Origin of the sequence: Bacteroides cellulosilyticus DSM 14838 (genome assembly GCF_000158035.1) — a bacterium.
Taxonomy (GTDB): Bacteria; Bacteroidota; Bacteroidia; order Bacteroidales; family Bacteroidaceae; genus Bacteroides; species Bacteroides cellulosilyticus.
Map to the genome: position 1 here is coordinate 775,571 of NZ_EQ973495.1, position 3,224 is coordinate 778,794.

At 43.3% G+C, this 3,224-nt stretch carries 2 protein-coding genes; one reads left to right on the forward strand and one right to left on the reverse strand.

Annotated elements, in window-relative coordinates; translation table 11 throughout:
• Positions 1 to 516: alpha-glucuronidase family glycosyl hydrolase (locus BACCELL_RS25215; protein WP_282705119.1), on the reverse strand; the 516-nt coding region annotated here is incomplete at its 3' end.
• Positions 517 to 878: 362 nt separating this feature from the next.
• On the opposite strand from BACCELL_RS25215, the gene BACCELL_RS25220 reads away from it, so the two are divergent.
• Positions 879 to 3,224, forward strand: a 2,346-nt coding sequence (locus tag BACCELL_RS25220) for a SusC/RagA family TonB-linked outer membrane protein (RefSeq protein ID WP_007215015.1), incomplete at its 3' end; no start/stop codon positions are given.

Below are 3,224 nucleotides of genomic sequence, written 5' to 3' on the forward strand. Positions count from 1 at the left end.
AGATACCCCTATCTGACGGGATAACTCATAAACTCCATAGATAGTTCCACGCTTATCGCTACCAGCAATTAACAACACTTCACCCGGTATTCCTTCCACCGGATCTTTTACTGTGGTGATTATAAACTTCTCATTCTTGCCTTTCAACTCGCGGGCATCCAGTTTCTTCGATTTCACCAATTGCTTTATGAATGGAGACTCATCAAAAGAACCAATAAGAATACGTACATTTTGCCCATCCGCACTTCCCTTCTGTTTTGCATCGGCCACTAATGCAGGACGTATATCGGCCACTTTATAAAAATCCTCCTGTAAATTATGTACAGCCGTTAATACTCCTTTATGTTCCTCATCAGCACATAAAATACTGAAACTCCTTTGTTGAGATGTTACAAGCTCCAACGTACCTTCTTCCCGAATGAAAGAGACAAACTTATCCGCCGCTTGCAGTGTCGAAGCCAGAGTGAGACAAAGTTGCAGGCAGACAATCCGTGTTTTTAATGATATTCTCATCATGTAGAAATAAATTAGATTAATAATACTATGAAACAAAGGTACACGGCTTCCAGAAGCCTGCCAAAGATCACTGTTACAGATACTTTCGAGCATATTACGAGTTAAAAGAATAAGGCTGTGTTACATCAATTAAAGTCTATGATACACCCCTAATATAGAATGCAACATCAGTTAATCTTTCTGCAATAGCAACATATTTATTACTATTATTATACTTCCTACTTTTGCTTCGGGAACAAAAAGGTTCTTTATCATTATTTATTAATCTTAAAACTAAAAGAATTATGGAAAGCATGTATGACAACAGTTAATCCTGGCTTTATGACATCAGAGAAAACATAGTTATTAACTATCTTAAACTAATGGTAATGAAAAATGTAAAAAAGAAAATTCAAAGGATTCCTTACTTGTTTCTTTTGATGCTTTTTAGCTGCCTGACAGCTTCGGCACAACAAGGAATAACAGTGAAAGGAACAGTCGTGGACGACAATGGCGAGACTATAATTGGAGCCTCGGTAGTTGTAAAAGGAAATAATTCAATAGGTACGATCTCAGATATAGACGGTAATTTTGTATTGACCGTGCCCAATGAAAAGTCAGTTCTTGTCGTTTCGTTTGTAGGTATGGAGCCTCAGGAAGTGAAGGCTTCTTCAAAAGGGACAATCAAAGTAGTTCTGAAAGATGATACACAGCTACTGGACGAAGTTGTAGTAGTAGGTTACGGACAGCAAAAGAAAGCGTCGGTGGTAGGAGCCATTACACAGACTTCCGGAAAAACACTGGAGCGGTCTGGGGTAAGCAATTTAGGAGCTGCCTTAACGGGTAACCTTCCGGGAGTCATTACTTCCAGTTCTACCGGTATGCCCGGTGCCGAAGACCCGAAGATTATTATCCGCACACAGAGCTCGTGGAATAATAGCGAACCCCTGGTACTGGTAGACGGCATCGAACGTGAAATGAGTTCAGTAGACATTTCCTCGGTAGAGAACATTTCCGTATTGAAAGATGCATCCGCTACTGCTGTTTATGGTGTGAAAGGTGCCAACGGAGTAATCCTTATTACTACCAAACGCGGTAAGGAAGGAAAAGCCAACGTACAGATCAAGGCCAATATGACCGCTAAAGTAGTATCAAAACTCCCTGAAAAGTATGATGCTTATGACACATTCTACTTGATGAATAACTCCATTGAGCGCGAAGCTTGTCTCAATCCTGCCGGATGGGCAAACTACACACCAGCAGCCATCATCGATAAGTATCGTCATCCGGCCAATGCCGAAGAGTGGGACCGCTATCCTAATGTGGATTGGGAGGATGAGCTTTTCAAGAAAGTCGCTATGTCCTATAATACCAGCGTCAACGTATCAGGTGGTACTAAAGTTGTAAATTACTTCGCAGCTGTAGATTTCGTAAACGAAGGTGACTTGTTCAAGAGCTTTGAAAACGGACGTGGTTACAACTCCGGCTTTGGCTATAACCGCATCAACGTACGCAGTAACCTGGACTTCCATTTGACAAAAACGACCAAATTCTCTACCAACCTGTTTGGTTCGAATGCACAACGCCAGCTGCCTTGGGAGATGAGCGACAATGACACCGGTTTCTGGAACTCAGCTTATAAATCCGCTCCCGACGCCATGCGTCCCATCTACTCCAATGGTATGTGGGGATGGTATGCGCCGCGTGATGCCGATGTACCCAACTCAGCCTATTTCCTGGCTGTAGGCGGTAAAGAGAAACGCACCACCACCAAAATGACTACTGACTTCATTTTGGAGCAGGACTTGGCTATGTTGACCAAAGGACTGAGATTCAAGGCGAACTTCTCTATGGACTATACTTTTGCGGAGAACAAGCGTGGCCTCAGTGACCAGTACAACGATGCACAACGCATCTGGGTGGATCCGGATACAGGTAATATCTCTTATAAGTTTGACCCTGATACAGGAACCGGACTCGACAAAGTCACCAATCCTATCTATTGGTTACAACAATCCGGTAGTGCAAACATTGGTGCCACTTATCGTAAACTATACTACTCTATGCAGTTCGACTATGCCCGTACCTTCGGCAAACATGAAGTGACCGGCCTTGGCCTTTTCAGCCGACTAAAAGAGGCACAGGGAAGTGTGTTCCCCATTTATCGGGAAGACTGGGTATTCCGTTTTACCTATAACTACGCCATGCGCTATTTCTTCGAGGCCAATGGTGCTTATAATGGTTCCGAAAAATTCGGTCCTGATTATCGCTTCGCCTTCTTCCCCTCCCTCTCACTGGGCTGGATGATCAGTGAAGAGAATTTCATGAAAAAACTGAAGTTCGTCGATATGTTAAAGCTTCGCGCTTCCTGGGGACGAGTAGGTGATGATGCCGTGGTTGCCCCGTGGAAGAGATATACAGATGGTCGTTTCTTGTACAAAGATCAATTGGATTATGGTGGTAACACTGTTATGGGTAGCATCAATCCGGACAACTCACCTTATACCCACTGGAAAATCTCTTCTCTGGGTAACCCGAATGTCTCTTGGGAAACTGTGGAAAAGCGTAATATCGGTTTAGATTATGCTTTCTTTAATGGACTGATAGCAGGTTCAGTAGATATATTTAACGATACCCGTACGGACATCATAGTTGCCGGTGGAGACCGTGCCATCCCTTCCTATTTCGGCACAACAGCTCCCCGGACCAATTTGGGTAAAGTAAACAGT